Source organism: Variovorax durovernensis (assembly GCF_977011995.1).
In genome coordinates this window covers 228,577-254,041 of record NZ_CDRNCW010000003.1, presented here as the reverse complement: position 1 = coordinate 254,041, position 25,465 = coordinate 228,577, and the positions used below count along the sequence as shown (strand labels likewise).

General features: G+C 64.1%; 30 protein-coding genes and 1 pseudogene. 11 read left to right on the top strand and 20 right to left on the bottom strand.

From position 1 onward, the window contains the following. Position 1 precedes the first annotated feature (1 nt). The 4 genes from ACWV14_RS38435 to ACWV14_RS38420 all read right to left on the bottom strand — a co-directional run bounded on the left by ACWV14_RS38435 (position 2) and on the right by ACWV14_RS38420 (position 2,606). Positions 2-1,033: a hypothetical protein gene (locus ACWV14_RS38435; RefSeq protein WP_455342753.1), complete on the bottom strand. Its 1,032-nt coding sequence runs from the start codon at positions 1,031-1,033 to the stop codon at positions 2-4. Positions 1,034-1,216: 183 nt separating this feature from the next. Beyond that, on the bottom strand, positions 1,217-1,417 hold the full coding sequence (locus tag ACWV14_RS38430; protein WP_454909808.1) for a hypothetical protein: 201 nt from the start codon (positions 1,415-1,417) through the stop codon (positions 1,217-1,219). Then, positions 1,414-2,226 carry a GIN domain-containing protein gene (locus ACWV14_RS38425; RefSeq protein WP_454909807.1) on the bottom strand — a complete coding sequence of 271 codons (813 nt, stop codon included), beginning with the start codon at positions 2,224-2,226 and terminating at the stop codon, positions 1,414-1,416. The genes ACWV14_RS38430 and ACWV14_RS38425 overlap by 4 nt, the downstream gene beginning before the upstream one ends. Positions 2,227-2,264: 38 nt before the next feature. Beyond that, entirely contained in the window at positions 2,265-2,606 is a 342-nt protein-coding gene (locus tag ACWV14_RS38420; RefSeq protein WP_454909806.1) for an H-NS histone family protein, read from the bottom strand. Positions 2,607-2,837: 231 nt separating this feature from the next. Here ACWV14_RS38420 and ACWV14_RS38415 point away from each other — a divergent pair, with 231 nt between their 5' ends. Together ACWV14_RS38415 and ACWV14_RS38410 are read left to right on the top strand one after the other, a co-directional pair. Continuing rightward, positions 2,838-3,068 (top strand): hypothetical protein, encoded by a 231-nt coding sequence (locus ACWV14_RS38415; RefSeq protein WP_454909805.1) that lies wholly within the window; start codon positions 2,838-2,840, stop codon positions 3,066-3,068. Beyond that, a complete protein-coding gene (locus tag ACWV14_RS38410) occupies positions 3,061-3,591 on the top strand; it encodes a hypothetical protein (protein ID WP_454909804.1) in 531 nt (176 codons plus the stop codon). Before ACWV14_RS38415 ends, ACWV14_RS38410 begins: the two co-directional genes overlap by 8 nt. 74 nt (positions 3,592-3,665) lie before the next feature. On the opposite strand, the gene ACWV14_RS38405 is transcribed toward ACWV14_RS38410, so the two are convergent. Further along, positions 3,666-4,589 (bottom strand): SOS response-associated peptidase family protein, encoded by a 924-nt coding sequence (locus ACWV14_RS38405; RefSeq protein ID WP_454909803.1) that lies wholly within the window; start codon positions 4,587-4,589, stop codon positions 3,666-3,668. 93 nt (positions 4,590-4,682) lie between these two features. On the opposite strand from ACWV14_RS38405, the gene ACWV14_RS38400 reads away from it, so the two are divergent. Both ACWV14_RS38400 and ACWV14_RS38395 read left to right on the top strand, forming a co-directional pair. Then, complete coding sequence (locus ACWV14_RS38400; RefSeq protein ID WP_454909802.1) at positions 4,683-5,198, top strand: hypothetical protein; 516 nt, start codon at positions 4,683-4,685, stop codon at positions 5,196-5,198. Positions 5,199-5,226: 28 nt separating this feature from the next. Next, positions 5,227-5,841: a hypothetical protein gene (locus ACWV14_RS38395; RefSeq protein ID WP_454909801.1), complete on the top strand. Its 615-nt coding sequence runs from the start codon at positions 5,227-5,229 to the stop codon at positions 5,839-5,841. On the opposite strand, the gene ACWV14_RS38390 is transcribed toward ACWV14_RS38395, so the two are convergent. The 6 genes from ACWV14_RS38390 to ACWV14_RS38365 form a co-directional block, all read right to left on the bottom strand. Next, the gene (locus tag ACWV14_RS38390; RefSeq protein ID WP_454912939.1) at positions 5,838-6,116 is read right to left on the bottom strand and encodes a hypothetical protein; all 279 of its coding nucleotides are present in this window, start codon (positions 6,114-6,116) and stop codon (positions 5,838-5,840) included. The genes ACWV14_RS38395 and ACWV14_RS38390 overlap by 4 nt on opposite strands. A gap of 321 nt (positions 6,117-6,437) precedes the next feature. Next, positions 6,438-6,689, bottom strand: a complete 252-nt coding sequence (locus tag ACWV14_RS38385) for a hypothetical protein (RefSeq protein ID WP_454909799.1) — start codon at positions 6,687-6,689, stop codon at positions 6,438-6,440. Continuing rightward, positions 6,686-7,312: a hypothetical protein gene (locus tag ACWV14_RS38380; protein ID WP_298705483.1), complete on the bottom strand. Its 627-nt coding sequence runs from the start codon at positions 7,310-7,312 to the stop codon at positions 6,686-6,688. Before ACWV14_RS38380 ends, ACWV14_RS38385 begins: the two co-directional genes overlap by 4 nt. A 6-nt stretch (positions 7,313-7,318) precedes the next feature. Next, positions 7,319-7,621: a hypothetical protein gene (locus tag ACWV14_RS38375; RefSeq protein WP_454909798.1), complete on the bottom strand. Its 303-nt coding sequence runs from the start codon at positions 7,619-7,621 to the stop codon at positions 7,319-7,321. 44 nt (positions 7,622-7,665) lie between these two features. Beyond that, a complete protein-coding gene (locus ACWV14_RS38370) occupies positions 7,666-8,019 on the bottom strand; it encodes a helix-turn-helix domain-containing protein (protein ID WP_454909797.1) in 354 nt (117 codons plus the stop codon). Continuing rightward, the gene (locus ACWV14_RS38365) at positions 8,012-9,412 is read right to left on the bottom strand and encodes a type II toxin-antitoxin system HipA family toxin (protein ID WP_454909796.1); all 1,401 of its coding nucleotides are present in this window, start codon (positions 9,410-9,412) and stop codon (positions 8,012-8,014) included. The genes ACWV14_RS38370 and ACWV14_RS38365 overlap by 8 nt, the downstream gene beginning before the upstream one ends. Before the next feature lie 118 nt (positions 9,413-9,530). Between ACWV14_RS38365 and ACWV14_RS38360 the strand changes: the two genes are divergently transcribed. The 4 genes from ACWV14_RS38360 (at position 9,531) to ACWV14_RS38345 (ending at position 14,477) form a co-directional block, all read left to right on the top strand. Further along, a complete protein-coding gene (locus ACWV14_RS38360) occupies positions 9,531-12,722 on the top strand; it encodes an error-prone DNA polymerase (protein ID WP_454909795.1) in 3,192 nt (1,063 codons plus the stop codon). Between the two features lie 199 nt (positions 12,723-12,921). Continuing rightward, positions 12,922-13,335 (top strand): hypothetical protein, encoded by a 414-nt coding sequence (locus ACWV14_RS38355; protein ID WP_454909794.1) that lies wholly within the window; start codon positions 12,922-12,924, stop codon positions 13,333-13,335. 170 nt (positions 13,336-13,505) lie between these two features. Beyond that, the gene (locus ACWV14_RS38350; protein WP_454909793.1) at positions 13,506-14,222 is read left to right on the top strand and encodes a hypothetical protein; all 717 of its coding nucleotides are present in this window, start codon (positions 13,506-13,508) and stop codon (positions 14,220-14,222) included. Continuing rightward, a complete protein-coding gene (locus ACWV14_RS38345; RefSeq protein ID WP_454909792.1) occupies positions 14,223-14,477 on the top strand; it encodes a hypothetical protein in 255 nt (84 codons plus the stop codon). Positions 14,478-14,512: 35 nt separating this feature from the next. Here ACWV14_RS38345 and ACWV14_RS38340 read toward each other — a convergent pair whose 3' ends face one another. From ACWV14_RS38340 to ACWV14_RS38315, 6 genes are all read right to left on the bottom strand, one after another. Then, complete coding sequence (locus tag ACWV14_RS38340) at positions 14,513-14,890, bottom strand: hypothetical protein (protein ID WP_454909791.1); 378 nt, start codon at positions 14,888-14,890, stop codon at positions 14,513-14,515. Then, complete coding sequence (locus ACWV14_RS38335; RefSeq protein WP_454909790.1) at positions 14,887-16,029, bottom strand: hypothetical protein; 1,143 nt, start codon at positions 16,027-16,029, stop codon at positions 14,887-14,889. Before ACWV14_RS38335 ends, ACWV14_RS38340 begins: the two co-directional genes overlap by 4 nt. Positions 16,030-16,038: 9 nt before the next feature. Next, positions 16,039-16,572 carry a hypothetical protein gene (locus ACWV14_RS38330; protein ID WP_454909789.1) on the bottom strand — a complete coding sequence of 178 codons (534 nt, stop codon included), beginning with the start codon at positions 16,570-16,572 and terminating at the stop codon, positions 16,039-16,041. 59 nt (positions 16,573-16,631) lie between these two features. Then, positions 16,632-16,994 carry a hypothetical protein gene (locus tag ACWV14_RS38325; RefSeq protein WP_454909788.1) on the bottom strand — a complete coding sequence of 121 codons (363 nt, stop codon included), beginning with the start codon at positions 16,992-16,994 and terminating at the stop codon, positions 16,632-16,634. Next, positions 16,991-18,988, bottom strand: a complete 1,998-nt coding sequence (locus ACWV14_RS38320) for a hypothetical protein (protein ID WP_454909787.1) — start codon at positions 18,986-18,988, stop codon at positions 16,991-16,993. The genes ACWV14_RS38325 and ACWV14_RS38320 overlap by 4 nt, the downstream gene beginning before the upstream one ends. Before the next feature lie 88 nt (positions 18,989-19,076). After that, positions 19,077-20,186, bottom strand: a complete 1,110-nt coding sequence (locus ACWV14_RS38315) for a hypothetical protein (protein ID WP_454909786.1) — start codon at positions 20,184-20,186, stop codon at positions 19,077-19,079. A 499-nt stretch (positions 20,187-20,685) separates the two neighbouring features. On the opposite strand from ACWV14_RS38315, the gene ACWV14_RS38310 reads away from it, so the two are divergent. Beyond that, positions 20,686-21,357, top strand: coding sequence for a hypothetical protein (locus tag ACWV14_RS38310; protein ID WP_454909785.1), 672 nt, complete (start codon positions 20,686-20,688; stop codon positions 21,355-21,357). A gap of 67 nt (positions 21,358-21,424) precedes the next feature. On the opposite strand, the gene ACWV14_RS38305 is transcribed toward ACWV14_RS38310, so the two are convergent. Both ACWV14_RS38305 and ACWV14_RS38300 read right to left on the bottom strand, forming a co-directional pair. After that, positions 21,425-22,213 carry an 8-oxoguanine DNA glycosylase gene (locus ACWV14_RS38305; RefSeq protein WP_454909784.1) on the bottom strand — a complete coding sequence of 263 codons (789 nt, stop codon included), beginning with the start codon at positions 22,211-22,213 and terminating at the stop codon, positions 21,425-21,427. Between the two features lie 11 nt (positions 22,214-22,224). Then, positions 22,225-22,632 (bottom strand): DUF4326 domain-containing protein, encoded by a 408-nt coding sequence (locus ACWV14_RS38300; protein ID WP_454909783.1) that lies wholly within the window; start codon positions 22,630-22,632, stop codon positions 22,225-22,227. A gap of 92 nt (positions 22,633-22,724) precedes the next feature. Here ACWV14_RS38300 and istA point away from each other — a divergent pair, with 92 nt between their 5' ends. Together istA and istB are read left to right on the top strand one after the other, a co-directional pair. Continuing rightward, on the top strand, positions 22,725-24,314 hold the full coding sequence (gene istA / locus ACWV14_RS38295; RefSeq protein ID WP_454901620.1) for an IS21 family transposase: 1,590 nt from the start codon (positions 22,725-22,727) through the stop codon (positions 24,312-24,314). Next, complete coding sequence (istB, locus tag ACWV14_RS38290) at positions 24,304-25,107, top strand: IS21-like element helper ATPase IstB (RefSeq protein ID WP_454901618.1); 804 nt, start codon at positions 24,304-24,306, stop codon at positions 25,105-25,107. The genes istA and istB overlap by 11 nt, the downstream gene beginning before the upstream one ends. 82 nt (positions 25,108-25,189) lie before the next feature. On the opposite strand, the pseudogene ACWV14_RS38285 reads toward istB, so the two are convergent. Continuing rightward, positions 25,190-25,453 (bottom strand): annotated as a pseudogene (locus ACWV14_RS38285) (IS6 family transposase); the annotation flags it as partial. Positions 25,454-25,465 lie beyond the last annotated feature (12 nt).

Sequence of the window (25,465 nt, the reverse complement as noted above, 5' to 3'; positions counted from 1 at the left end):
GTCAGGTCATTCCTGCTGTGAGGTGACTTGGCATCCAACCGACGACGACCACGCCGTCGATCTCGTCCCAGGTGTAGTAGATGCGCATTGAGAATCTGGGGTCACGTGCATTGCCACGGCCCAGGTGCTGGTCCAGGAACCTTCGTTCACCGCGCCATCGGATGAAATACTCGTCCCCGGCCTCGCCGGCGACGCTCCGGTCAACCGAGCCCCCTATATCGAGAAATGCCTCAGTGCACCGTCGCTTCAGCTCGTCGCGGGGCAAAGCGCCCGCTTTCACGGCCGGATAAACCTCGGCGAGCACCTCGAGCGCCTCGAAGACGTGCGAATGCTGGTGGTAGTCGGACTTCTTCGTCGCGGCGATCGCCCGCGGCAGGATGATGATGCGATCGCTGTTCTCTGCAGCCCATTCCGCGATCTCGCCCAGCTTCCACGCTCGAGCTGGCGCTGCGGGCTCATCCGCGGGCCGCTCGCGGCCCAGTTCGACCAAATGTCGCGCGGCGAGCTGGGCCCGTTCTGCTCGATGGGCCTTGGCTTGTGCGCGTGTTTGGCCGCGCCAGTAGGTGACCTCGTCCTCGAGCTGGCGCCGCTGGCCGTCGTCGCTGGCAAAGAACCCCGGGCCGCGCATTGCGAGGGCATAGACCATCTTCAGGAAGCTCGGCTCGTTCTGTGGCGCGTGAGGCTCGAGCACGTGAGGTTGGTCGATGATCTCAACCCACGGGAGCGGAGGGGTTGTCGCTGATCCCCAGCAACGCCTCCAGAACGCCACAGGATGCGGCATCCCGGTGTCGGCCAGGCCGAGCTCCCAGCTCTCGCGATTCGCAGCGTCCAGGACCTCGCAGGCGAACATCGGCTCGGTCATGCTACGCGCCCACTTCACCTGCATGGTAAGACCGCGAGACTCGCCCACACCCTCGTCGACCAGGTTGGGCAGAGCAAGGTCAAGCCGCTGAAGCGCGGTCCAAACGAGGGCGGCCAACGTATTGGTTTGGGCACCGTGGACAAAGCAGGTTTCGGAGGCAGGCATGGACAAGGTGGGAGCGGAACTACCGGAGCGGGGGCAACAGAATAGCAACACGGTCGGCTGCTGAAAACTCCTGGCTGTCGGCCGTGCGTATTCCAGTCCGACTTGGTCACCCGTTCCGATCTGGACCGGTCATCCGTTCCAGTCCGACCTCGTCACGTGTTGCGGCCCACCCGCTCTTCCTTGCGACGTTCACTCCGAGGCGCACTCAGGCGTGTTCGCAGCGCGCAACAGACGGAAGGCGCGAATGCCCGCCCAGAAAAAGACCACCGTCGGGATCAACGCGGAGGCCGAGCACAGCGTGAGCACAGGATCCCCGTCTGCCAGCACGCTGGCGCCCATCCCCAGGAGGGCCCAAAGGGCCGAAAAGCAGAACGCGACAGGCGCGGTCATTGCCGGGCCTCTTCAAAGCGCACGTCACCAACCCCCGAGACCTTGTGATCGCGCTTGGGTGGATTGCCCCAGATGCGCACTCGGCCGGATCCGGAAACTCTGGCCCGCACCGCCTCGGCCGCGCGGGCTCGCACATGACCCGAGCCGGACACGGAAACGTCGGCATGCTGAGCAACGAGCTCGCGTGCATCGATGTTGCCCGAGCCTGAGACGTCGACTTCCAGCTGCTGCACGCGCCCCGCGGCCTCGATCGATGCGGAGCCCTTGACGTCCAGCGATAGTTCGTCCTGGTCCAGGTCGAACAGAAACACCTCGGCGCTGCCCTTGATCGAGATCGCCTCGATGTCGGGAGCCACGATGGCGACCATGGTGCGGCCTGCGCCGTGAACGATATTGCTCCCCGAGCTGGACTCGACGGTCGTGGAGTCCCCGCGTCGATCGCCGTACGTGTGGATGATGTCCCTTGCGGCCACGCCTCCGTGGATGACCACGTTCTGGAAGAACTGGGTTGCAGACCCGCGCACGCTCGACACTGTTGCCTTGCCGTAGATGACGGTGGGCTCCTGGTCGATCACGAGCTTTGAGCCAACGATGTCAGTGTGGATCCGCACCAGGTCGTCGGGGCTTTCGGTGGCCACCAGCATGCGTGCCTGTTGGCCACGGCAAACGAAGATGCTGGCCGAGCCTGTCACGACGATCTTGTGGGCTCCAGCGACGGGACGCTCCTCCATCGCCCAGCCGGCCGTGCGCGCCCACGCGGTTGAGGCCTGGCGCGCGCCGGCGGTGGTGAGTGCGTCGAAGATGTTCATGGCAAGGGAGGGGATGATTCGGTGCAGCGTGGATTGAATCACGTCGGGCGGCGCTGCAGGGACTTGAGCGAGTAGCCCGTGGCCAGGGCAGATTCGACCCACAGAGGCCGGCGCCCGTGACCTGACCAGCTCTCGTGAGTGTTCGGATGGAAATAGGGGCCAGCGGTTGCAGCGGCGCTGGACTTCGGAATCCTGCTGGAGCCGCCGAATCTGAACCCCAGCTCACGGGTGGTGAGGCCGAACTCCACGATCTTGGCGCGTACCTGCGCGATCGCGTCAGAGCGTGCTGCGGCGCGCAGTGGCGCTGCCTGGGCGAGCAACGCCGCCACATGGCGTTCGTGTTCCGCAATTTGGTCGCTAATCGCTTGGAGACTGGTCATGATTTCGGTGAATTGCTCGACGACGCAAAGTGCGCCTCGGACAGTATGAGAACTCCGGGCCGATTCGCGCAAGGTTGGGGCGGATGACGAGGTGACTGCGATCTCGCAACCTAGCGCAGTAGTCCGCCGAATGGGCATACTCGAAGCGGGCTCACCACAGAATTGAACTTGGAACACCGGCGCCGGCAGCAGCCCATCTTTCGCTGCCATGGTGAGTCACTGGAAAGAGCGATGCCCGCACCCTACAGCCAGAGCCAGCCCAACAACATGGTTTTCGCTTCAGTCCGAGAAGGAAAAACGGTCCTGAATGGCGTGGCCGCCTCATCCGAAGCGCTTCCCCTGCACGGGGCCACTGTCGACGCGATGCTCGCCACCACTACCACCAGGCTGTTCCTGCGCGATGGGCGCACGGATGCTGTCAATGGCGGTAGTTCCGACGTCCAAGGTGGCACGAATGATTGATATGACCACGCCCTCGCAAACGGTGATCTGGAAGACGAAGCGCCAATGGGTATTTCAGATCGAGCGCGCTGCGCACAAGCGCGAGGAGTGGGTGGCGAATCGACCATGGTCATCCAAAGGGCCGCGCAGTGAGGCGGCCAAGGTGTATGGCATCTGGGCGTTCGTCCTTTGCGTGGCCGCCCAAGCCAGTCTGGCGACCTTGGGGGTTGACCTCCCAAAGCTACCCTGGACAGGACCCGAGCTCAACCTCTTGCTCCCAGTTTTCGCAGCTCTGGGCACGTTCATCGGCGTCAAGGTTTTCAGCGCCGCGCAGACGACCTACGACGACTTCATCTACGGGAGCTTGGCGAACTACTCGCCGGTCGACAAAGAGGCCTACCGGGACCTGCAGGAGAGCACGAGGGAAAACGGCAGCATCGACTTCCAGCACCTTTATCGATGGGTGCATCAAGAGAGGCGGGCGATCGCAGAGGCGGCAGGTGAGCAGAAGGCCCGGTCAGCCTTCGTCGACAAGCAGGTGTGAGAAGGGCCGGGGCCGCTCTCGCAGTGGCAGCCAGGACCAACCGCACGGCACCGGAGCGCGACCGCTCCTCCCGCTCAGGCCACCAGGCGGTGCTCGTAGTAGGGCCGCTCGCGGTCGTCCAGTATGGCGAACTGCGCCGCCAGATCAGATGGATCGGGCCGCAGCCAAGCTTCGACGTTCTCGGGCTTGATCGGAACGATGCATCGGTCATGGCCGGTGGCAGCTACCTCTTCCGGGGGCTCGTCGGTGATCGCCGCGAACGAGAGAAGCTCCTCACCGTCCGGGCCGGTCCATCGCGACCATAGGCAGGCCACCAGCATGTCCGGCAGATGCTGGGGCTTGAACTCCAGAACGATGTCCTTGCCGTCGCGCATGACGTGCTCGTAGAAGAGATCGGCCGCCATGATGGCGTGCGTGTGCCCGAACTGCTGCTTCCAGAAGCGCTCCAGGTTGTCGCGTCGCGCGTTGTAGAGACCAGGGAGCTTCGTGTCATAGAACGCAGGCTTGCCCTCTGGCCTGCATTGGTAGCGCATCGGCACGACCACGAAACGCCCATCCTCCCAGATCATGACGGGGGCATAGCTGCCGGGGAAGATCCGGGCATCGCGTGGCGGTAGATCTGTGCGGCTCAGGTCCGCGAGCTTTGCGCGATCGCGTGCGATCTTGTCAGTCGCTATGCGCACGTCCTCATTCGCCTTCTTCGTGACCTTGGTCTGCAGCGTGCGCTGCGCGTCGGCCAGGCGCTTGCGCTGCTTGAACAGGTCCTGCTCAAGCCTGGAGGCCTGGGCCGCGTTGAAGGTATCGATCATCCACTTGATCTCGCGCTCCTCGTCGGATTGCGGAACGCCGAATGCGGCGTCGACGGCCTTGGGGATACTGATCTTGGGATCGTCCTTGCGCTTGCCGTACAGCTTCACGAACTCGCGCAGGCTGAGCACGCCACCGAAGAGGTGGAAGAATCGCTTGTAGTCGGCCCTGATCTGGGCGGAGTAGCACATGGGCAGATTGTGCACGGCACGCGCTCGCTGACGGGGCCCTGGGAGCGCGCGGCGGCGGTTACAGTTGCCACGCCCAGCCACAGCCACGCAAACATGAAGCCCGTTCGCTTGCCCCTGTCACTTCGAATCGTGTCCTCGCTCAGCCTTGCGCTCGCGGGGTTCGCGGCGCACGCCGAGTCGATCTACCTCAGCTGCACGACGACGTCCTTTTCTGGCGTGGATTTCGCCAAGGTCTACAAGCAGGTGCCGAAAAATCCTCAAGACCAGTTCTTGCAGGATGCGCTCATGGAGTACGACCTGGTCAACCTCCTGAAGGACAGGGCAGATTCATGGGAGGTCAATCTGGAGGACAAGACGGTCAGCTCTCCGGAGCGCAATAGTGGTCCGGTCTTCACGGACGCCAAGATCACCTCGAACAAGATCGAGGCGCGCGTGATGGCCTTCGGTAAGAGCTACGTCCTGGACATCAACCGAATCTCGGGAAAGATGATCTACACGGCCTACCTGGCGAAAGACGTGATGGCTTCCTGGAAGTCAAAGCACGGCGGAGACTTGCCCTACACGTGGCAATGGGAGAAGGCCTGCAAGGCAACGAGGCCGAAGATCTGAACGTCCAGAACGCGACAAGGAGTTGCCCATGATCAGCATCAAGCGATGTGCTCTGTTCGCCTTCGTGGTGGGAGCAATTGCGCCAGTAGTGCAGGCCGGAGTGGATGTTTCGATGTGGCGAATGGACAAGGCTGGATACCCGAAGGCATTCGCGGCTTGGGGCAAGGAGGGCTTCCGGAAGATCAACGACTTGATGGAGCCTGCGGCCGAACTGGTTCGAAGGTCAAAGGACTGTGTCGTTCTCGAAGGGATCGGCCTTTCGGATCATCGATCGGATGCGAGATCGAAGAAGGTCGTGTTCTTCGCGGATTGTGGTGCCCAGGGGCAGGGCATCGCCTTCACTCGTTTCTACGTCACTGAGGCTGACATTCGCTCTGGTACGGTGCCCCACTCGGACAGGGCGGGCGCAGAGGCTACCTCGGACGCGCAGATGACGGCGGCGTGTGCTGACTCCGCCCGGCAAAAGCTGCGCCGCTCATCCGCCATGAAGCGCTATCCCGCGAGCGAGCGAGTGGAGCGAAGCACGGTTGCCCTCGGGAATGCCATGGCGACGATTCCATTCGACGCAGGCGAATTGACGTTCAAGGCAGTCTGCTACTTCAGCGGCGGGAAGCTGGTGGAAACAAGCGTCGAGCCACGCTAGTCCCAGAATTTCGCAGTGTTCGAGGGACGCTTGGCCGCGTCGTAGATCTGGTGTGCGATTGCATAGTTGATCGAGGCCTTGCCCGAGTGCGGCAGCACCTTCACGAAACGCGCAAGCTCGGCAGGAGAGAACGACCAATCAGCAGGGAGGCCGAGCTTGCGCTTCGCGGCGCCGTCTGCAGTGTTGCAGTCTCCGCAGATCAGCGTGCGCGGAAATCTGGGCGACAGCGACTCGCTATGGCAATGGTGGTACACCAGGCTGGTTGTGAATCCCATGCCGAACTCGTCGGCGAACTTCTCACGCCAGGACGGCCCCAGGATTTCCGTCCATCGCACGACCTCATTGGCATTGCGGTTGCACGAAGGACAACGCCATCCATTCGCGACTGCTTCTCGATGTAGCTGCGAGCAGTGCATGCCCCCAAACGCGGCCAGATCTGCTGCGCTGGGGATCCTGGAATACTTCGCGGACTTCTTCAGGACCGCCTCACAGGTCAGATTGCTCGCGCAGCCAACGACGCACGTCGCGCACTATCAAACCACCCACGAGGGTGATGGCTGAGACGGTCATGGTGATATCGATGACGATGAACAGATTCACGATGAAATCGATTCGGCGATCACTGCCACCACACGGTTTTTTGATCGCAGGCGATCATGTTCGTTCTGGGTGCGCACCGAGAGGATCGGCTCTCCACCGACTGTGACCCGAACGCCAACCTTGCGGCCCTGCGCTGCGAACAACCAAAGGAGCTCGAGCTCTTGTTCGGTCAGTAGGGCGTAGATGCGGCCATCCAACGCTTTGACGGCGGCAAGGGTGGTGAGATCGTGCAAACGCGATGTAGTCATGGTCGTCCTCCGGATCCCGCGGATTGAGCATTCCTGTCAGCCTCGCGCATGAGCTCGTCCAGCCTTGATTTCAGTTCAACGCTGGTGCCTGATGTGTAGGAGGGCCATGGCACGAAAGGGTGTGCGTAGGCTCTGCCGAAGATGAAGAGGTGCGGGCAGCGGTATGCGATGGCATTGCCTTCCTCGCGCGCCAACGCGAAGTCGCAAGTGACTTCCTTGACTCCGAGCGCCGCAGGAGAAGTCCAACCGTTCTTCTCGTCGTCGCCCCGAAAGAACCACCAGTGATCGACAGCGACGAACATCAAGTAGACGCCGATCACTGCCGAGAGGACTGCCGTTCCGGTTTGCACATGACTCGGCTTTGCGGGCGGGCGCAGGGAGATCAATACGACGACGAAGAAGACGAGGGTGCCTGCGCCCAGGAGGAGGATCAGAACCGGGGTGAAGTTCGTCGCATTGCCTTCGACACCCCTTGGGGAAAACATGCCCATTGCTTGCAGGAAGGTCAGGCTGAGGAAGAAGGCAATGGAGACAGCGCAGGCGCGTTGCCAGCCTGGCTGCGCGGGGCGGCCTGCTACGACGAGGCTGATGAGGAGAATCCAGAAGGAGAAGACGAAGATCACTTGATTTCAAGGCCGTGGTAAGGCATCGCGCTGTTCCTTTAGTTTCTCATCAGCGTCGCACTGGCGTCTGATGGCGTCATATGCTTGGTTCGTAAGCGGCTTGGCACTCATTTGAACCTCCTTGCTCAGGCGGTCGGCGATACAACCAGCCGGGGCTTGTGAAAGCTTCAACGGGGTGACCTCTTGATCCGCGGACCACGCTGTGTAGAGCAGGAACGCACCCATGGAAAGCACCACCAGGCCGAAGACGGTGGTTTCGAATGTGAGATCTCCGGGTACTTTGGCCGAGCCTCTTGCTTGTTGGGTCATGGTCGCGTTTCTCTTCGTTGGGTTTGTCGGCGCCGTTGCTCTCGCTACGGATTCTTCGGATCGACGCCAGGAGCTGCGTTCGCCAAGTCCTGTTCGATCTCGCGCCAGGAGCTCGAGCCTTTCCCTTTTGGAACAAAGCCCACCTGCAAGCCGAAGATGGCCGCGACCTTGTTGAGGGTGTCGACCGTCGGATTTGCGTTGTCGGCCTCGATCGCGCGTAGGCTTTGAACGCTCAGGTTCCGGTGCTTGGCGAACTCGGGCTGGGTCAGCTTGCTGATGCGCCGTAGCGAGGCGACAGCCTGTCCGGTAGACATGTCCCCGGACGTGATGGCGCGGTAGAGCGCATCGCGTAGCTGCAACTCGCGCGCCGCGTTAGACCGCGTGCGGCGCTTATCCATGGCGGCCTCCCAGGCCCAGGGGCGCCAGTGCTTGCAGCTGCTCGGCCTGTGCGGCGATTGTCGCGCGGCAGGCCTCGATCACACTGGGCTCGATGTCGCAATCCTTCGCGATGTCAGGGAGAGCGGCGACCACGTCGGCAAAGGACGCGAGTGCGCCTGCGATGCTCTTGCGCTCGCTGTCCGGGACCGCGAGGGTCTCGACGACCTCGGCCCAGGTCCGCTGGATCGTGCCGCTCGCGTCGCGCCAGTGGCAGCCACGAACAATGACCTCGGCATCCAGGTACATGGGCGCGAAATCGAACACTGGCGTGAGCTGGATGGTCCCGTCGACCAGCCGCTGCACCGCCGTGTTGCGCGCATGATTGTCGGTGTTGCGCATCGCCATGTTCAGTGCGTCTCGCTTCATGAACTCGATCGTCTCGGCCAGCGGTTCGGAAACAGCGTCGCGCAAGCCCTCAAGAAGGAGCTGCTGGCTCTTGGGGATGCCGAATCCGCGCAGCCCGCAGATGCTCGCCAGGCTCTCCTGATGCAGCCTGTGCAGCTTGCCGTCGATCACCTGGCGATCGAAGCGGCGAACGAAAAGGATTTCGTTGTGAAGCTGCGGCGGCGCGAAGGTCCGAATCCCGCATTTCTCGGCCAACCGGAGGAAGCCGGCCTCGTTACGCAGCACCGCGCGATCAGCGTCGCTTTTCCCTCGTGGCAACTTCAGAAGCCAATGCTCGTGCGCACGCTCATCTGGCAGCGCCATGTCGGCGAACCATCGCCCGTCCCGATCAGAGGTCAGCAGGAATTTGGGCGCGACGCCCTGCACGCCGGTGGTGCCCGAAGCGAGCATCGCGTGCAAGGAGAGATGGTCCGTGAATTCCTGGCTTCGGTGAAGGACCTCCGCGAAGTCGAAGCCTTCGGCCGTCTCGGGATCAGGATGCCGCTTGGCCTCGTTGCGAAAGAACTCCAGCGCGCTCGTGAACCGCAGGCATCCGATCGGGTTGAAGGCCCCAGCCATCACCAGCGGCATGATGAGGGTGTCGCTGTCGGCCAGCTCCAGCCGCTCCAGCAGGAACTTGCGGCCTTTTCCCTGGGGCACCAGGTCGTAGAGAAAGGCCGGCGGGCGTCGGTCAGCCTCTGGGCCCGTCGGGCCCTCGATGAATCTGTCGGGCTCGAACCCGATGGGCAGGCCCAGCGCGATGGGGAGTGGGGCTTCGTCGAAGACGTACTCGGTCAGGTACTCGAAGCGGCACCGATCCGCGCCAAGCGCCTGCAGTGTGGCCGCAGGGCGCCACACCCCGCCGGTATGAATCTCGACAATGGTGGTAGGGGCTTGCGTGGACTGCGCAAGGACGCTGCTCTTTGCCATATTGCCCATCATGATAGTAAAAATAAAGACGTCGAGCAAGGCGCTCTGTCTATTGCAATGGTGAAATTAGGAGAATAGGACACGGCGCCGGGATAGGCATTGCACCGGGGTGGGCGAGATGCCCCAAAGCGTTCAGAATACTGGTTTTAAACACAGTATGTATCCCGCTGAACCCCCGCCTTATGCCGAGCTGCATTGCCGCTCGGCATTCACCTTTCTCGTCGGCGCCTCGCAGCCCGAGGAACTGGTGGAGCGTGCGGCCGCCAAGCTGTACTCAGCCCTGGCGCTCACGGACGAGTGTTCTGTGTCGGGGGTTGTGCGAGCGCACTTGCATGCCAGGGAATCCGGCCTGCATTTCATCTGCGGCAGCGAGATCCTGCTCACCACCGAGCGTGGTCACGCCCATGCGCGCGTGGTGATTCTGGCGCAGAACAAGCAGGGGTGGGGCAACCTGTGCGAGTGCATCACACTCGCGCGCCGGCGGGCCGCCAAGGGCCGCTACACGGCTTTGGTGACGGATGTGGAGGGCCGCAACATCCAGGCACCGCACCTGGCGGGCATGCCCGGCTGCTTGGTGCTCCTGCTGCCGCAGCCCGACGCCACCGCCGAGTCGCTGTTCGCCCAGGCGATGTGGCTCAAGACCTGGTTTCCTGGGCGTGCGTGGATCGTCGCTCCGCGCCCGCTCGGCCTGGACGACGAACTGCGGCTGTGGCTGGTCGAGCAGGCTGCCGAGCGCACCGGCCTGGCCATCGTGGCCAGCGCGAGCCCCGTCATGCACACGCGACACCGCAAGCCCCTGCAGGACGTGCTCACCGCCGTGCGGATCGGCACCACGGTGGCCGAGGCCGGCTTTGCGCTGCAGATGAACGCCGAGGCCTACCTGCGTGGGCGAGCGGTGCTGGCCGAGCAGGTACCGGCCGCCTGGATGGAAGAGACGGTGAAGGTGGCCAGCCTGTGCACCTTCTCGCTGGAAGAGTTGCAGTACGAATATCCGCGCGAGGTGGTGCCCGAGGGCGAGACGCCCGCCTCGCACCTGCGCAAGCTCGCCTGGGACGGTGCGGCGGGTCGCTATCCCGAGGGCGTGCCCGAGAAAGTGCGCGCCCAGATCGAGCACGAGCTCACGACGATCGCGCAGCTGGGCTACGAGCCGTACTTTCTCACCGTGGCAGACATCGTGCACTGGGCCCGCGCCCGCGGCATCCTCTGCCAGGGTCGAGGCTCGGCGGCCAACAGCGCAGTGTGCTACTGCCTGGGCGTCACCTCGGTGGATCCCGAGCGCATGAGCGTGCTGTTCGAGCGCTTCATCAGCGCGGAGCGGCGCGAGCCACCCGACATCGACATTGACTTCGAGCACCAGCGCCGTGAAGAGGTGATGCAGTACATCTACGAGAAGTACGGCCGCGAGCGGGCGGCTCTCACCGCAGTGGCAATCAGCTACCGCACGAAGTCCGCGCTGCGCGACGTGGGCAAGGCCATGGGTGTGCCGCTGGACCAGGTCGAGGCGCTGGCCGGCAGTGCCTACGGCGACGATGAGGACTGGATCAGCGAAAGCTGCCTGCAGGAAAACGGGATCGACGTTACCGACCCGAAGGTGGCGCGTTGGCTGCAGCTCGCCGAGACGGTGCGGGGGTTTCCGCGGCACCTGAGCCAGCACCCCGGCGGCTTCGTGATCGCCCGCGACAAGATCAGTCGCCTGGTGCCGGTGGAGAACGCCGCGATGGAAAACCGAAGCATCGTCCAATGGGATAAAGACGACCTGGACGCGACCGGGCTCATCAAGGTCGACATCCTGGCGTTGGGCATGCTCACTGCGATCCACCGCGCGCTGGACCTCGCCGGCGAGAAGGCTGGCGGACCGCCGATGCGGATGCAGGATGTACCGCCGGAAGACGTGGCCACCTACGACATGATCTGCAAGGCCGATACCGTGGGGGTCTTTCAGATCGAGAGCCGGGCGCAGATGAGCATGCTCCCCCGGATCAAGCCTCGATGCTTCTACGACCTGGTGATCCAGGTCGCGATCGTTCGGCCGGGCCCGATCCAGGGCGGCATGGTCCACCCGTACCTGCGCCGGCGCGCCGGCGAAGAGTCTTTCGGGTATCCGAACGATGCGGTGCGCGAAGTCACCGAGCGCACGCTGGGGATCTGCCTCTACCAGGAACAGGCCATGAAGCTGGCGATGGTGTGTGCGGACTACACCCCGGGGGAGGCTGACCAGCTGCGCCGCGCGATGGGTGCCTGGCGCAAGCGCGGGGGGCTCGAGGTGCACGAGCGCAGGCTCACCGAGCGGATGACCAGGAAGGGCTACGAGCAGGCCTTCATCGACCAGGTGCTGGTGAGCATCAAGGGCTTCGGCAGCTACGGCTTCCCGGAGAGCCACAGCGCTTCCTTCGCGCTGCTGGTCTACGTGAGCTGCTGGCTCAAGCGCCACCATCCCGATGCGATGCTGGCCGCGTTGCTCAACAGCCAGCCGATGGGCTTCTACGGGCCGGCGCAGTTGGTGCGTGATGCGCGCGAGCACGGCGTGCTCGTCCGGCCGGTCGACGCGACCGTGAGCGTGTGGGAGACAACCCTGGAAGAGCCCGCGCGCAGCCCGACGGCGTCATCGCGCTGGGACACGAGGTACGCCATGCCGCTGCGTGCCGTGCGCCTGGGGCTATCGCGCATCGCTGGCATGCGCGAGGAGGCTGCCAGGCGCATCGTTGCTGCGCGAGACGCGGCCCCTTTCGCCACGGTAGAAGACCTGGCCATGCGCGCTGAGCTCGACGCGCACGACCTCGCCTGCCTGGCCAGCGCGGACGCGTTGCTGAGCATCGCAGGGCACCGGCCTGACGCGGTGTGGGCAGCCAAGGGTGTCGACACCCGGCCGACTCGCATGCTGCGCGAGGCGCGCACCGTCGAGGAGGCGTTCGGGTTCGCTGTTCCGGAGGAAGGTGCGGAGATAGCCGACGACTACGCGACCACAGGCCTGAGCCTGCGGCGGCATCCGCTGGCCCTGATCCGACCCAAGCTCACCGGGTGGGGCATCCGCACCGCAGAGGATCTGAGGGTGAACGCGCTCGATCGCCAGCAGGTGCGCGCGAGTGGCATCGTCACGCACCGCCAGCGCCCCAGCACGGCGAAAGGCGTGGTGTTCGCGACGCTGGAGGACGAAACGGGCACGGTCAACATCATCGTGTGGCCGCAGGTTGCGGAGGCGCACCGCGCGGCGCTGCTCGCCGCACGACTGCTGAGCGTCGAGGGCACCTGGCAAAGCGAAAAGGGCGTGCAGTCGCTGGTGGCGATGAAGCTGGTCGACCACACCGCGCAGCTGGGCAAGCTGCTCACGGCGAGCCGCGACTTTCGTTGATCGGTGCGCTGAACAGAAGCGCTTGAGAGCACCATAGCCGGTAGAATTTTCTGGCTGGTCACTCCAGAAGTGGGTGAGAAAGATTTCGCTCTTTCTCATCCACTTTTGCTTTTGGTGCGCCGCGAAGCGCGGGCCAAAAAAATGCGCGGACTCGCTCATCCAGTGGCATGGTTGCTCCTTTGCACAACAAGTCCCCAACATGAGCTCCCAACTTTCTTCGGCCGTGATGGCCATCTTCGTGGCCCGGATGGTCGCCCATGGCTGGTCCGGCGACCGTGTGCGCACGGATGTCGTAAGCAAGGACTTTGAGACCGCCGCTGGCGGCCGCACCGCCGTCGTGTACTGCCGCCGCTCGAGCGAGGGCCCGCACCACATGCTCAGCGGCGACTACCAGAGTGAAGGCCGCAACGCGCTGTCGACCTGTTGGGGCACCATCCCCGCGGACGCCGACCAGGCGGCGATCGAGGTCGAGGTCGACCGCTTCGCGCGGCAAGCGGAAGCCCAGATCCACCAGACCTACGCCATGCGCATCAAGGCGCTGCTCTCAGAGCCGCTTGATGACGCTGGAGATGACCCGGAGCCCGTTGGGCAGCCGTGTCCGTCTGCGGGCTAGGATGGACGGGCCGGCTCGGCGTTGGCGCCTGGAAGATGGATTCTCCGTTGTGCTGAGACGTCCTGGCCGATCTGGCGCAACCTGCCGCCGCACGCGCTGCAGCCGCAATATCGGCCGCAATGGTCGCTCAACCTAGACGGAATCGGCGCCACATGTCCATGATGGCTCGCATGACCACCGCCACCCACTGCGACAGATCCCGTACGCTGAATGCCTGGCTCAAGACCGACGAGAAGGCATTGAGCCAATCGATCAATGCCGGGCTCGATGTTCACGAAACAGCCCAGGTGCTGCGGCGCGAACCGGTATCGGTGCTGCGCCACTTGAGCGAAGTCGGGCCGTTCGTCTTTGAACAGGGCACTGAAGAATGGGTCGAGTTCATGTCGATGGCCCTGTCGGGCATTCCCGTACAGGACGTGATCGACTGGTGCTTGGCTTCCGAGGACCGCATGCCGTATGAGCTGCTCGATGCCATGCGCTCAGGCTCGGACCTGCGCAGCGGCTTCGAGCTCGCGCGCGAACTTGGCATTGCCATCGTGAGCATTGATCAGGTCGCGGACCTCGAGTGGCTGATGGCTCAGCCGCGGGGCGTCCAGGCCGGCTACTGCGCCGCTGCCGAGCGCGTGCAGTCTCGCTACGACGCACTCACCCCCTCGACCTTGAAGGCCGAAGTGCTTGGCCTGGTGCCGGCGGAGCCTGCATGGCCGGGGATGTGCGGGCTCAACACGCGCCGCGGCCGCGCGCATGTTTCTCGCGAAAGTGGTGTTCGCTCGAGCAAGCCCCGCAAGGCATCTCGCTCGACCAAGAGCAAGCCGAAGATCCGGAACAAGTGGGCCTACGCGAACTTCATGAAGACGAAGCGCGCCTCCGCGTCAGGATGGAACTGAATGCACTACCAGTATCTCAACGAGAACTACACGAAGACGGAAGGTCTGTTGTCCGAGCAGCTCGAGGCCGAGTTGCGGGCCGTCTTCGTGGCGTATCCGGAGTATCACGATCCCGAATACGGGACAGGCCAGTTTTCGGATATGGTCGCAACCTTCGCTTCAGACGATTTCTACAAACTGCACTACGTCGCGCGACGCTACTTGGACTTGGTAGCGCACGAGCAGGCGGTGGATGCGCCGTCCGCTGCTGGGTGATGAAGCACGCCGCCCCCCTTTAACAGCGTTGCAGTTCAATGCTGGCTGCTTCTTTGCTGCGGCGAGACGAGAACTTCGATGCGCCGAAGGTCCATCGGATACAGACCCGAGCCCGCGGCAATGGCTTCCGGCGTCTCTGGCAGGACGACATGCTGCCGTCCTGCCACATGGGCTACGCGGATCGGTGGGGGCTCGTCCCATATGCAGCGACCGTCCGTGTCGACGCGCCGGCCCTGCATGGCCCAGAGAGTCACGGCGCGCCAGAACGGCGAGCGCGACCCAGGCTGTCGATCGGCAACCGCGCCGTGACGGTCCAGGACGGCAGGGCCACACGTGGGATGCATCTCGAATACCCACTCTGCCTTGGCCGCGTCGATGATGCGGTGGTCCTGACCGCCGGCGAGCAGAATCACGAGAAATCCAAGTGCTGCAGCTCGACCACGAGTCCTTTCACCCAGCCCCGCATGCCTGAGCCGCGGCGCACTGACGCGAGGTGCGAGCGGCGCAACCAGGTGGAGCGCATCGCTGCCAGGCTCGCAAAGCCGCAGTCGCGCGCAAACTTCTTCGCCTGAGCATCAGGGCGTACAGGCTTGTACGAATGGTTCTCGGGGAATGGTGCCCAGACGCGGCGATCGATGGGTGCGCCGAAGGCCTGTTCCCGGTATTCAAAGGTGGCATCGAAGTGCCAGTCGCGAGTATGCGGCTTCGCGTTGGCCGGCAGGAACGATAGGCAGACCCGATTCCATGGGCCCGCGGCCGCCGTCCCGATCAAGGCGCCGCCACGCTCGCGGACAAGCTCGATGCGGGTGCCAGGATAGATCGCAGCCGGGTCCAGCAGTCGCGCATAGAGATCGCGCGGCGACTGAAGCCAGTCCGACTCGATCTGGAAGTTGGCACGCTGGACCACGGTCGGGTCCGGCACGATGCCGAACTTCATCGTGCCCGTGCGCACGGCATCCTCTTCCTCATCGGTCAGGGCCAGCTTGATCGGCATGTCCGTAGCTTCTACCAACTCCTGGCCCTTCGTGGTGAGCATCAGGGTCATGAACCAACCGTGGCGTCGATCAACCTCTCGCACGAGCGTGCCGTAGCCCAGCCGTTCGATCCACATGTCATCGCGAGTGGCGCCGATGCGAAGCCTGCGCGGTGAATGCGCGTCCACGTCGCCGACGGCATAGAGATCGGGCATGGTGAGCGCGCGCAAGATGATTGCCCGCGCCCGCGCAGTTGGGACGGCACCGGTGAAACGCTGGTCGAGCCCCAGGTGCCGTCCCATGGCGATTCCCTTTGGCGTGGCAACCCATTCCTCGGCGCTCGTGCCGCGGTGTTCGAGGTAGCCCTCGCCAGCCAGGCTGAGCACGGTCGATCTTGCCGCGACCCCCACGCCGGCGCGCGCGGTCACGTATTGGTTGTGGATTGAGACCGCCTCCGACAGGGCCGCCTGCAGTGCCACCAGCTGTTGGACCGAGAACCCGCCGGCACCTCGCACAGTGCCACGCGCAATTTGAGCAGATCCCTTGGTCGCGGTTTTGCTTGAGATCGCGATGGACATCTTGGGCTCTCAGGCCACACCCGCCGGCGCGGGGTGTTCCGGATGGCCATCGCTTGGAGGTAGCAGGACGGGGCTCAGGACCGTGGCCATGGTCACTTCTGGCGTACTGTCTTCCCAGCATCCGCGGGCGAAGTCCCAGGCGCTTTCGTCGAGGTCGACCGAGTCCGCGTCGCGGTCGCCATCGAGCTGACATGCAAAGACCGCTTCGCCGTTCAGGAAAAAGTAGCCGCCAGTATCGCCGTCCTGCAGGCGGGTGCCTGGTGGCTGTGAGCGCAGCAGCACCTTCACCTGGTCTACGAACTGCCGCATCGTCCAGGGTGGTGCAGGGGCAGGGGATGCTTTGCTCGAGGCGTCGATCGCGGCGGCCGCCACATCGGCGGTTTCCCGCAATGTCCAGGACGTGGCCAGAACGTCGGGCCGGGCGGCCATGATGGCCTGCGCATCGCCGTAGTCGCAGCCGATGAGTTTGGCGAGGGCCTCGGCAACCTTGGTCTCCCAGGCTGCATAAAGGGGGGAGCGTGTCAGGCTGGATGGTGTGGTCATGGGGAAAGGTTGGTCGGGAGATTGCTGAAAGAAGAAGGTTCGTCGCGGCCGGGCCCTGCTCAGGGCCGCCTGTCGCCCTGGCCTTGTGCAAGCACCATGCGGGCCCTGACGAGCATCCCGAACAGCACTCCGATCTGGATTGAGCTTCGCGCGAGGAACACGACTCCGGCGGTCATGAGCATCATGGAGTCGAGGTCGCTGGCCAGGGCCAGGAACCACTGCGATCCGACCCACGCGCATGTCCAACGCACGATGTACTTCGGCAGCCACTTGTCCAGCCATGCGCTGTTGGAGCGCCGCTTTGCCTTGGCCTGAGCCTGATCGTCATGGGGCGCGGCGCCGATCAGGTAGCTGGCCGGGCTCCAGAATCGGCTCCAGACTGACGAGGTCGTATTGGTTCTGGATGCCGAGGGATCGCTCACTTGCGGGCCTTTGAAAGATGGTGTTGCTCGGCAGCGATCAGCAGCGGTGCCCATTTGATGTATTGGGCTCTGGTGCGCGGATCATTGAAGAAAAGCTTGAAGTCGCCGAGCTCGTACGCGTCAACGTTGAGCAGCTCGTGTGCTGGCACGGTCACTGTGCAGGTCACGGGGCTTTGGTCAAGGCGGCGGCCGTAGTAGTCCCGAGCGCGCTCGCGTTCCCAGACGAAGGTTGCGCCGTTGCTCTTGGACCAGCGTTCTGCGCGCGCCACGTAGCCAGGGCCCGGGTTGCCGTGAGGTTTGAAGCGCTCGGGGCGGTAGTCGCTCTTGTCGCGCCAGTTGTTGGCACGTCGACGGCTCTCCTTTTCACCTTCCTTTCGTAGCCAGAAGTCCTCTTGGCCGACGACGATCGAGCCCACGCCCAGCGTCGCGTTGCAGCGGGCTCGATAGGCCTCGAAGTCCGGCGCCTCACCGTGGTGCAGCACGCCGGTCGCGTCGTAGACGAGCTTCACCGCGCGGTCGAAGCCGTCTGCGGTCCAGGTCTGTACGGGCGGGTGCGGATGCAGTGTCATGCTGCGGTCGAAAAGACCCTGGATGATCAACGCCACGCGGTTGTAGTCCTTCATCTGACGCTCGACCAGCTTCATTCCGTCGTCGTGATAGACACTGCTGTGATCCAGTGGCTCCCAGTCGTTAGCGCGGAAATTCTCGTGAGGCCACCGGTTACCCTTGCTCGTGGCCCGGCGTGCCTTCTGATCGGCGACCTCCTGCTCCCACTCCGCGACAGACATGAACTTGCGGTCGGAGCTGAAGCCATGGGGCTTGTACATCTTGGGCTCATTTGGGTTGAACACGGACGGATCGGGGAAGATCGTCGGATCGAAGTCGATCTCCGTGGTGATGCGCCAGAGCTGCTCGCCGTTGCGCACGTACAGGAAGGTCGACTTGTCGAACTCGCGCAGCTCCATGTTCACGAGGGCCTTGCTGATGCTGCCCTCGGCGTCCCGATGCTTCTCGTTGCGACGCACGCGCATGGCCACGAGCGTGCGTGGGAACGGCAGAATGCGGTCACGGTTCTCGGGCGCGCTGAGCCATGTGTCGAAGGCGCCGATGTCCTTGAACTCCATTCCCCCTTCGTTCCAGCGGGCAAGTGCCTCCTCGTCCATGTAGGCCATGCGCTGCATGACGTGCAGGCGGTCCGTGACCTCGGCCGGCGCGCCGTCGGCGACCTTGGTCGCATCCTCGGCCAGGCCGGCGTACAGGGCGACGCTGAAAATGCGGTCGTCAATTTCTTCGATGATCTCGCTCTCGTCGGCGACCATGGCCCGCATGGCCATCGAGGGCGCCTTCATCCAGCAGGCGAGCTCGCCGTGCTCGAGCTTGATGGCCTTGAATAGTTCGGGGAGGGTGGTCTGCTTCGCCAGCTTGAGGGCCTTGCTGTACGCGTGCGGATCGGCTTGGCTCGACAGGACCATCAACGCGCCGCCGGCGCTGCCTGCCGCCGCGGGCGAGTGCGTGATCGCGGCCGTGTTCGACATGCCCAGGCGCTGCGTCACCTCCTGCACCTCGGCCATGAGGCGCTGGGACTCGCGCTGATGGCGCGCGACCCGGGCGCGGATCACCTGGTCGGCGTTGGGCTCGTGGCGCAGCCGTGTCCAGAAATCCTTGAAGTGAACGCGGATGGCGCGCGAAGAGCCGCGATGGTCGGGAGGCGATTCCACCAGGACGTAGTTCGAGCCGACCCTCATGGCGCAGCCGAGCCAGTCTTCGCGGTCCCGCTTAAGGCGGGCGCGCGCTTCTTCGCAGAAGTCGTCTTCGTCCGCATGCGGTGTCTTGTCCATCGCCACCCAGTACCACTCGCCCAGTACCGGGCCGGCGTCGAAGCCACTGGGCGCATTGCGCGCGTCAGGGGAGCGCACGCCGCCGCCATCATCGAGAACGATGGTGCCCGGGGGAAGGGTACTGTCCGCAGGGAGGAGCGTGGCAAGTTGATTCATGACGAACAGCTTAGGCAGCGGGCCGCGGATCCGTCTAGGTTGGCTGGCAAATGAAAAGGCATGACGCATGCGGAACCGGCGACCCGGTTCAACCAGTCATGCGCTCGCTCGGCGCTTCGTCCTCCGGCTCGTCCTCCTCGTGGAATGGAGTGGCGACGGGCGGATCTGCAGCAATGGCCGCGGCGGTATCGTCTGCCTCAGCGGGGGCGCCGGCGGTCGACACGGGCGCCTGGTATCGCTCTGGGATGACGCCGTAGCGCTCGATGAGCAGCGCCTTAGCGGCGTCGGTCTGCGGTCTCCAGTTCGCGATGGTCTTCGTCACATGCTCAATACCGTGGCGCAGTGCCGAGATCTCGTGCTGAAGCTTCGCGATGTGGGCGGCGTGTGCACGCGGCCATTCGGTATCGGCGGGCGTGAGCTCCTTGAGGGATCGAACGCCTCGCAAGCTGATGACGACATTGAGGCTGATGAGACCGGGAGCCTTCGCGAGACTCTCTCGCACTTTAGCCAAGCGGGCCTCGTAGGAGGTCTTCAGGTAGATCGGCCCGTCATCGGTCGTCTCCAGCGGCATGAAGCCGATGCCGGGGCAGCTGGCAGTCTGCCAGCCTTCTCCGGGACGCTCATACCCGTGATGGGCCATTCGCCCGGTGGGTGTGCCACCCAGCACTGCAATCGGCCGCGTGCAGCAACCGCAGGTCATGCGCAACTGATCGGGATTTGCCGGCGGCTTCACCGGTGCCGGTGCGCGCCCCATCACCACCTTGTCTTTGAGGCCGGTGACCGCCACGGCCAGCGGCAGCAGTTCGGCCATCAGCGCACGCATGGCATCGATCGCGGGGCCCGTTTCCTGGGTCGCCGCCACCCGTTTTGCCGCCGCGTGGACGTCATGCAGGCCGTAAACGCTGATCTTGTAGTAGAGATCGCGCAGCCCGTCGGTGACTAGGCCCGCGCGCCACGCATCACCGCCGAAGAACTTGGTCCCGACGTGCTGATCCCAGGCACGCTCGACGGCGCCAGACAGCGTGGACTTCACCTCCTGCAGCTTGACGTTGCGAATGCTGCCGGAGGCCATGGCTTCGGCGACGGTGGAGATCGCCAAGTCGAGCCGCTCGAGGCGGCGGGCCGTGGCGCGCAAGAGGGGGAAGTCGGCGGGTTGCATCCCTTGGAATTGAATCATCGAGGCGTCGAAATCGGGCAAATGTTTTGCTCTCTCCTTCGCATGCGGTGGAATTTGTCATTTCGGTGCACTCACGATAAAGCAGCACTTGGGGTCGCACATGCTCTGAATTCGTCGGGGAAACGGTCCGCTTTGTAGCCGGGATTCAAAACGTCCGAGCTCAATTCAGCAGCAGATCTGGCCGCTATGAAATTCGGAGCGACCACTCGCGCAGCGGCGGAAGTGGCGGAGGTCCGATGGCGGCCTGTACAAGCCGCGCGCGCATTCCGATTCCGCCGAAAACGGAGGCGCCCTCCGCAAACCCAATGCCAATGCGGGTTCCCTGAGGTTCAGTACGCAAAATCTGCGCTCTCCAGCTCGCAGAATGTGCGGGCAGGTGTGCCTTGACGATGAAGTGGGCCGTTGGATGGCGAGAACGGCGATCGCCGCGGCCGGCGCCGGCCCGATCCTTGTGCACTGCCCTGCAAGTGAGCGGCGGCGCACGACGTACCATACGGGCACCTGACACCAGACTGCTAACGTGACCACCCAGAACATCAATGCGTTGCTGCGCCGGTACGCCGACGGGCCGGAGACAGAGAACGCCTTCTGGCGCGGCGTGGTGGCGAACTTCAGCCAGGCGGGCCCGATCTGGGGCTTGGACCTGAACTCGAACCGTGCGCCGTTGTCTGTCGACAGCTTCATCTACCTGGTCGACACCGCCAACATGTGGCTCGCGAGCGCTGCGATCTCGCCCGAGCAGCTGGCCGTGCTGCTCGAAGAACGTGGTACCGGGCAGGGTGGCGGCAGTCCAGAGCGCGAGCGCGCTGCACAAGCTCTGGCGGCTGCCAGCGTCAACGGCCTGGCCACCGCCACCCCTGAGACATTGAGTGCCTTCGGCGCGGCGCTGACGGCGGTGGCGATGTCGCCGGCGTACGGCGCGACGATGGCCCAGGTGCCGCAGGCCTCGCTGCCGAGCTTTCACCACTGGATCGTCCTGCTGTACCGCCTCACGGGCGGCGAGCTCGTGGCCGGCCTGGGCCACATCGATGAGCCCTATGCCGGCATGATGGAGCGCAACGCGCTACTCGACTGCGTGGACACCATGGTGCAGATGGATCTCGGCAATGTGCGCACGATCGTCAACCAGGCAGTTAAGAGGGCAGGGGGCCTGCAGCTCGCGCCCGACCTGCGGCACATCACGATCGCCTAATCGCAAAGGCCAAGGCGCGCATTGAAAAGAAGTTGAGCAGGACGCCACCTCGCGGCCCCAGGGTTGATCATCCTGCGGACGCAGCTCGATCCCGCAGGAGCCTGCGCACAGTGAGGGGCGACGAAGCCATCTCGTGCCAGATGAGTGCATCGAGCTCCGACGCTCGCACACCCAATGCCTGCGCGAAGGAAAGAAACTGCTGCTCGAGTAGCAGGTAGTCGCGCTCCACGCTCAGACCCTCCTCGAAGAAGCCCCCGAGGACGCCGGCGCGCAGGATGTGGATGTCCAGGATCGCAACGTCGTCTGCATCCAGCCAGTTGCGGGCGATCCAGGAGGCGGTCTTGTAGCCGATCCCCTGCACGGGCAGGAGCCAGTCGCGCAGCGTGCGGCCGCTGCCCTCTGGTGCCGGCTCCGCAGCCAGCCTTTCGAGCGCCGATCGCAGGTACCGGGCCTTCTGGCGCGCGAAGCGGTAACGCACCAGCTTTCCGTTGAGCGCCATGGGGGCGGACAGGCATTCAAGCAATTCCGGCTCGCTAGCCATCTCCCGGCCATCCTGGATCAGGCCCGTCCGCCTCAGGTGCTGGAATGCTGCAAGGCCGATGCTTGCAGGGATGCCGTGGCCACCGAGCAGGCAGGCAGCGACCTCCTCAGTGAGTGTCGCGCCGAGTCGGTACTTCATGCTCGCGCCGGTGACTCGCCGGCTCAGCACCTGGCAGGACCAGTAGGCTGGAGTCGGGAATGCGTCGATCGCGCCCCAGGCGAGCCCCGGACGGACCTCGTGCGCCGGCGGCGGGAACTCAAGGTGTACTGTCGCCCGCTCCAGAAAGATCGCTGTCCGCTGGGGTGCTTCGGCCAAGGCGGACGCAGTCAACCGGGCCCCCGTGCGAACTTCAGGAGCACCTCCGCATGGCACAGGTCGGGCTCGCCGTTCACTGGCAACTTGCACCAGCAGGCGAGATCCCACCCGCCGAGCTCATGGCGTATGTTCTCCAGCGCATGGTGCTGGTGGCGCTTGAGAAACGCCTGGTGAAGGGCGTAGGCCTCGCGCAGCAGTGCGTCCTGGTCACCATCGACCAGCGCCGGCATCCACACCCCGCGCAAGGTGTTCTCGAAGAGAGCCAGAGAGCGCGCCAGGCCGAAGACGTCGACGCGGTACGGATTGCCCCAGCGCGTGCTGCGGTCAACCTTCTTCGCGCGCGCAGGCATGCGCCAGCCTTTCGCGCGGCTGAGTTGGATGCGGGAAGTAGTCAATGCCTCGTAGGTGTTGATTTCCATCCAGAAGTGACCCACTTGGCCCGGTGATTTCCATCTAAATCTGACCCACGTGATAACCCTAACCTGCTGCTTTTAGCAGCAGGAGCACAGGAGTGATTGACGTGGCGACACTGAGTGTCATCAGGCGTTGGGCACTGCGAGAGCAACTGTCCATCCGAGAGATAGCCCGGCGCACGGGCTTGTCTCGCAACACCATCCGCAAGTACCTTCGCGAGGGCGAGGCGGCGCCCAGCTACGCGAAGCGCATCAGCCCGAGCAAGCTCGACGCGTTCGCCGAGAAGCTCGGCGGCTGGCTCAAGAGCGAGGCGTCTAAGTCACGCAAGCAGCGGCGCACGCTCAAGCAGATGCACGCCGATCTGGTGGCGCTGGGCTACCAGGGCTCCTACAACCGCGTGGCGGCCTTTGCACGAGCGTGGCATGCGCATCTCCACGAGGTCCAGCAGACGACCGGGCGCGGCACCTTCGTGCCTCTGGCCTTCGGTCCCGGCGAGGCATTCCAGTTCGACTGGAGCGAGGACTGGGCCGTCATCGCTGGTGAACGCACCAAGCTGCAGGTGGCGCACTTCAAGCTCAGCCACAGCCGTGCGTTCATCGTGCGCGCCTACCTGTTGCAGACCCACGAGATGCTGTTCGATGCGCACAACCGGGCCTTCGAGGTACTCGGGGGCGTGCCTCGGCGCGGCATCTACGACAACATGAAGACCGCCGTGGACAAGGTACGCCGCGGCAAGGAGCGCGACATCAACGCGCGCTTCAGCGCCATGGTCAGTCACTACCTGTTCGAGGCCGAGTTCTGCAACCCGGCCTCGGGCTGGGAGAAGGGCCAGGTCGAGAAGAACGTGCGTGATGCGCGCCACCGGTTGTGGCAACCTGTGCCGGCGTTCGCCACGCTGGCGCTGCTCAACGACTGGCTGGAGGACCGCTGCAAGGCGCTGTGGGGCGAGATCGTCCACGGCAAGCTGCCAGGGACCGTAGCCGATGTCTGGGCGCAGGAACGGCCACTACTGTTGCAGATCCCCAGACCCTTCGATGGTTTCGTGGAACACACCAAGCGCGTCTCGCCCACCTGCCTGGTGCACTTCGAGCGCAACCGTTACAGCGTTCCGGCCTCCTACGCGAACCGGCCAGTGAGCCTGCGCGTGTACGCCGAACGCCTCGTCGTGGCGGCCGAGGGCCAGATCGTGTGCGAGCACACGCGCATCATTGACCGTCGCCACGACACCGCAGGTCAGACCGTCTACGACTGGAGGCACTACCTGGCAGTGCTGCAACGCAAGCCAGGAGCGCTCAGGAACGGAGCGCCCTTCAGCGAGCTGCCGCAGGGCTTCCGGCGGCTGCAGGCCGCGCTGCTGAAGCAGCCAGGCGGAGACCGCGAGATGGTGGAGATCCTGGCGCTGGTGCTGCACCACGACGAGCAGGCAGTGCTGACCGCGGTCGAACTGGCGCTGGAAGCCGGCGTGGCCAGCAAGACTCATGTGCTGAATGTGCTGCACCGACTGCTCGATGCCAAGCCCATTGCGCCGGCGCCTGTCACGGCACCGCAGGCACTGCGCCTGATGAACGAGCCGAAGGCCGATGTGCTGCGCTACGACACGCTCCGGGGGCGTGCCAGCGCTGCTGGCGGCCTGCGCGGGCCGCTGAACTCCAAGTCGAGTAGCCAGGAGGTGCGCCATGCGACATGACCCTGCCAGCGGCGCCATCGTGATCATGCTGCGCGAACTCAAGATGCACGGCATGGCCCAGGCCGTCGCGGAGCTGGCCGAGCAGGGATCGCCGGCCTTCGAGGCGGCCCAACCGATGCTCTCGCAGTTGCTAAAGGCAGAGACAGCCGAGCGGGAGGTACGCTCGGTGGCCTACCAGTTGAAGCTCGCTCGCTTCCCAGCCTATCGCGATCTCGCTGGCTTCGACTTCGCCAACAGCGAGGTCAACGAGGCGCTGGTGCGTCAGCTACACCGATGCGAGTTCATGGACGATGCGCAGAACGTGGTGCTCGTGGGCGGTCCGGGCACCGGCAAGACCCACATCGCCACGGCGCTGGGCGTGCAGGCCATCGAGCACCAACACCGCCGGGTGCGCTTCTTCTCGACGGTAGAACTGGTCAACGCACTCGAGCAAGAGAAGGCCAGTGGCAATCCCGGCCACATCGCGCACCGACTGATGTACGCGGACATGGTGGTGCTCGATGAACTGGGCTACCTGCCGTTCAGCGCATCAGGTGGCGCGCTGTTGTTCCATCTGCTGTCCAAACTCTACGAACGCACGAGCGTGGTGATCACAACCAACTTGAGCTTCAGCGAGTGGGCCAGCGTCTTCGGCGACGCGAAGATGACGACGGCGTTGCTGGACCGGCTCACGCATCACTGCCATATTCTGGAGACCGGAAACGACAGCTTCCGCTTCAAGCACAGCTCGGCTCAACCCGTTCAAGCAGTCCAACCTAAAAAGGAGAAAGCCAAGAACTTATCCACACCGTGAGCCGGCTGGCTCGCAAAGAGGGTGGGTCAATATTCGATGGAAATCGCGGGTCAGGATTCCATGGAACTCAACAGACAAGGCCCTTCACATATGTCTCGTCGACGCGCCAAGCGGAGCCGGCTGCAGTGGCATACCGGTTCCAGCGTTTCTCGAACTCGGGAACGAAGCGCTGCACCCAACGCAGGATGGTTGTATGCGCGACAGTCAAACCGCGCTCGGCCATCATTTCCACCAGATCGCGCGATGAAAGCTTGAAGCGCAAGTACCAGCGCACACACAGAATGATGATCTCCCGCTCAAAGTGTCTGCCCTTGAACAGCTCTTCGATGGTCTTGCGCTTGGCCATGTCAGTCAAATC

Coding starts and splice junctions, on each gene's coding strand:
- ACWV14_RS38355 (WP_454909794.1), top strand. CDS start 12,922: ATGAGCTCCCAACTTTCTTCGGCCGTGATGGCCATCTTCGTGGCCCGG.
- ACWV14_RS38405 (WP_454909803.1), bottom strand. CDS start 4,589: ATGTGCTACTCCGCCCAGATCAGGGCCGACTACAAGCGATTCTTCCAC.
- ACWV14_RS38335 (WP_454909790.1), bottom strand. CDS start 16,029: ATGTCCATCGCGATCTCAAGCAAAACCGCGACCAAGGGATCTGCTCAA.
- ACWV14_RS38330 (WP_454909789.1), bottom strand. CDS start 16,572: ATGACCACACCATCCAGCCTGACACGCTCCCCCCTTTATGCAGCCTGG.
- ACWV14_RS38400 (WP_454909802.1), top strand. CDS start 4,683: ATGAAGCCCGTTCGCTTGCCCCTGTCACTTCGAATCGTGTCCTCGCTC.
- ACWV14_RS38375 (WP_454909798.1), bottom strand. CDS start 7,621: ATGACCCAACAAGCAAGAGGCTCGGCCAAAGTACCCGGAGATCTCACA.
- istB (WP_454901618.1), top strand. CDS start 24,304: ATGCGACATGACCCTGCCAGCGGCGCCATCGTGATCATGCTGCGCGAA.
- ACWV14_RS38300 (WP_454909783.1), bottom strand. CDS start 22,632: ATGGAAATCAACACCTACGAGGCATTGACTACTTCCCGCATCCAACTC.
- ACWV14_RS38420 (WP_454909806.1), bottom strand. CDS start 2,606: ATGACCAGTCTCCAAGCGATTAGCGACCAAATTGCGGAACACGAACGC.
- ACWV14_RS38350 (WP_454909793.1), top strand. CDS start 13,506: ATGACCACCGCCACCCACTGCGACAGATCCCGTACGCTGAATGCCTGG.
- ACWV14_RS38430 (WP_454909808.1), bottom strand. CDS start 1,417: ATGACCGCGCCTGTCGCGTTCTGCTTTTCGGCCCTTTGGGCCCTCCTG.
- ACWV14_RS38385 (WP_454909799.1), bottom strand. CDS start 6,689: ATGACTACATCGCGTTTGCACGATCTCACCACCCTTGCCGCCGTCAAA.
- ACWV14_RS38360 (WP_454909795.1), top strand. CDS start 9,531: ATGTATCCCGCTGAACCCCCGCCTTATGCCGAGCTGCATTGCCGCTCG.
- ACWV14_RS38395 (WP_454909801.1), top strand. CDS start 5,227: ATGATCAGCATCAAGCGATGTGCTCTGTTCGCCTTCGTGGTGGGAGCA.
- ACWV14_RS38390 (WP_454912939.1), bottom strand. CDS start 6,116: ATGGGATTCACAACCAGCCTGGTGTACCACCATTGCCATAGCGAGTCG.
- ACWV14_RS38370 (WP_454909797.1), bottom strand. CDS start 8,019: ATGGATAAGCGCCGCACGCGGTCTAACGCGGCGCGCGAGTTGCAGCTA.
- ACWV14_RS38415 (WP_454909805.1), top strand. CDS start 2,838: ATGCCCGCACCCTACAGCCAGAGCCAGCCCAACAACATGGTTTTCGCT.
- ACWV14_RS38410 (WP_454909804.1), top strand. CDS start 3,061: ATGATTGATATGACCACGCCCTCGCAAACGGTGATCTGGAAGACGAAG.
- ACWV14_RS38425 (WP_454909807.1), bottom strand. CDS start 2,226: ATGAACATCTTCGACGCACTCACCACCGCCGGCGCGCGCCAGGCCTCA.
- ACWV14_RS38320 (WP_454909787.1), bottom strand. CDS start 18,988: ATGAATCAACTTGCCACGCTCCTCCCTGCGGACAGTACCCTTCCCCCG.
- ACWV14_RS38345 (WP_454909792.1), top strand. CDS start 14,223: ATGCACTACCAGTATCTCAACGAGAACTACACGAAGACGGAAGGTCTG.